The sequence below is a fragment of the Aquimarina algiphila genome (genome assembly GCF_007489275.1).
In the GTDB taxonomy this organism is placed as follows: domain Bacteria; phylum Bacteroidota; class Bacteroidia; order Flavobacteriales; family Flavobacteriaceae; genus Aquimarina; species Aquimarina algiphila.
The window spans coordinates 1-2623 of record NZ_VLNR01000151.1 but is presented as its reverse complement, the minus strand read 5'-3'; the positions used below and the strand labels follow the sequence as shown (position 1 = coordinate 2623).

At 33.2% G+C, this 2623-nt stretch carries 3 protein-coding genes; all 3 read right to left on the bottom strand.

Annotated elements, in window-relative coordinates; translation table 11 throughout:
- The coding region (locus tag FOF46_RS30670) for a DUF5018 domain-containing protein (RefSeq protein ID WP_143919224.1) at positions 1–349 on the bottom strand (349 nt) is incomplete at its 3' end.
- Between the two features lie 109 nt (positions 350–458).
- Positions 459–2189, bottom strand: a complete 1731-nt coding sequence (locus tag FOF46_RS30665) for a BspA family leucine-rich repeat surface protein (RefSeq protein ID WP_143919223.1) — start codon at positions 2187–2189, stop codon at positions 459–461.
- A 14-nt stretch (positions 2190–2203) separates the two neighbouring features.
- A complete protein-coding gene (locus FOF46_RS30660) occupies positions 2204–2509 on the bottom strand; it encodes a DUF5018 domain-containing protein (RefSeq protein ID WP_478209731.1) in 306 nt (101 codons plus the stop codon).
- Positions 2510–2623: the final 114 nt, after the last annotated feature.

Below are 2623 nucleotides of genomic sequence, written 5' to 3'. Positions count from 1 at the left end.
TAGCTGCACTTAACACAGTTACTGTTATTGTATACTCTTTGGTTGTACCATCTTCTGCTGTTACTGTAAATTTCACTGGATTGCTATAATCTATAGCTGTTGTTGGGTCTGGGCTAATACTTGCTTTCTCTGATATTTCTGCTGTAGCTTTTAAAGCTGTAACTGTTGTTCCTACAGGCAAGGTAATTGCTACTGTTTTTAATTGTTCATCTACTGTGGCTTCTATATCTTTTATTACAAACGATGTAAGCTCTTTTAATTCACTTTTTACTACTGGTTCATCATCTTTGGAACAAGATGTTATTACCAATAGCAATAATGCAATAAGGAAAAAATTGGGCGTTTTCATGTTAAAAATATTTTTTTTGCAAACATAAAGCTTATATAAAAGCAAAAAACCACCCAAAACGGGTGGTTTTTACTCTTATTTAGAATTAAATCTTAGATTATTTTACTTATTATTTTTTACCTCCATCTTTAATATCCCAATTGTTATCGTTTATTAAACGTTCTCTAGCTTGTACAGCAGCCTGAGACTTATAAATACTTTTACCTCCATGAAATTCTACATCTTTAGAAACACCGTTTTTCTCCCAACCTATTAGCAATGCTTCGTAATTAATATACGTTAATTTTGCATGCTCGAACATATCTCTCATATTCTTAACATTAGAAACATTCCAGTTACCAATGTTTTGATCAAATCTAAATGCCCTAGCAAACATATTCCGCATACTTATAACACTAGAAACATTCCAACCACCTATATCTTGATTAAAATTAATAGCTCCAAAAAACATACCTACCATATATTCTACATTAGAAACATTCCAATTCCCTATATCTTTATTAAAGTTACTAGCTCCACGAAACATATTTGACATATTTTTAACATTGGAGACATTCCAATCACCTATATCTTTATTAAAAGTTCCAGCTCCATAGAACATACCCCACATATTTGTAACATTAGATACGTTCCAGTTTCCAATGTCTCCATTAAAATAACGAACACCTTCAAACATCTGTCCCATATTTGTAACATTAGAAACATTCCAATCACCTATATCTTGATTAAAATTTTTAGCTCCAAAAAACATAGTATACATATTTGTTACATTAGAGACATTCCAATCACCTATATCTTGATTAAAATTTTTAGCACCAGAAAACATACTTTCCATATTTGTTACATTAGAAACATTCCAATCACCTATATCTTGATTAAAAGAGGTATTGCCAAACATAGACGCCATATCTGTAACATTAGAGACATTCCAACCACCTATATCTTGATTAAAATTAGTAGCTCCAAAAAACATATCTGCCATATATTCTACATTAGAAACATTCCATTTACTTATATCTCCATTAAAAGAAGTAGCACCAGAAAACATATTTTCCATATTTTCAACATTAGACACATCCCATTTACTTATATCTCCATTAAAAGAAGTTGCCATACTAAACATAGATTTCATGCTTGTGACATTTGATAAATCTGGACTATCTGTAGCTTTATAAATTAATTTAGGACAATGAGCAAAGGCATTTTCCATAGATTTCCATTGTATATCTCCCCAACTGTCTATACTAATAATTTGTTCGTTAACACTCAACACCGAACCCATTCTCCTCCTGTGAAACATTGGAAAATCACCAAAAATTTTCACTTGATATTTCCCTGGCTTACTATATGTATGTATACCATAGCCAGATGTATCAGTAGTTACAGTACCATCTCCCCAATCTATTGTATATTTATATTTATACTGGTCTGCAGTAGGCAATACAATGTCCTCATTTTCAGTAGTTGTTTCCCATGTTGTAACAAATGGTTTACCCTCATTAGCAGTTTCAACAGTTACTGTTACTGTATACTCTTGGGTTGTACCATCTTCTGCCGTTACTGTAAATTCCACTGGCTTACTATAATCTGTTGCCAATGTAGGGTCTGGGCTAATACTTGCTTTATCCGATATAACTGCTGTTGCTTTTAATCCCGTCTTTGATGTTCCTGATGGTAAACTTACTACTATTGTTTTAGAAGACTCATCTATAACTCCGTCTATTCCTTCTGTTGTTGTAAACTTGGTTATTGATTTTTCTGTACTAGCTGCACTTAACACAGTTACTGTTATTGTATACTCTTTGGTTGTACCATCTTCTGCTGTTACTGTAAATTTCACTGGATTGCTATAATCTATAGCTGTTGTTGGGTCTGGGCTAATACTTGCTTTCTCTGATATTTCTGCTNTGTATACTCTTGGGTTGTACCATCTTCTGCCGTTACTGTAAATTCCACTGGCTTACTATAATCTGTTGCCAATGTAGGGTCTGGGCTAATACTTGCTTTATCCGATATAACTGCTGTTGCTTTTAATCCCGTCTTTGATGTTCCTGATGGTAAACTTACTGCTATTGTTTTAGAAGACTCATCTATAACTCCGTCTACTCCTTCTATTGTAAACTTGGTTATTGATTTTCCTGTAATAGCTGCACTTAACACAGTTACTGTTATTGTATACTCTTTGGTTGTACCATCTTCTGCTGTTACTGTAAATTTCACTGGATTGCTATAATCTATAGCTGTTGTTGGGTCTGGGCTAATACTTGCTTTCTC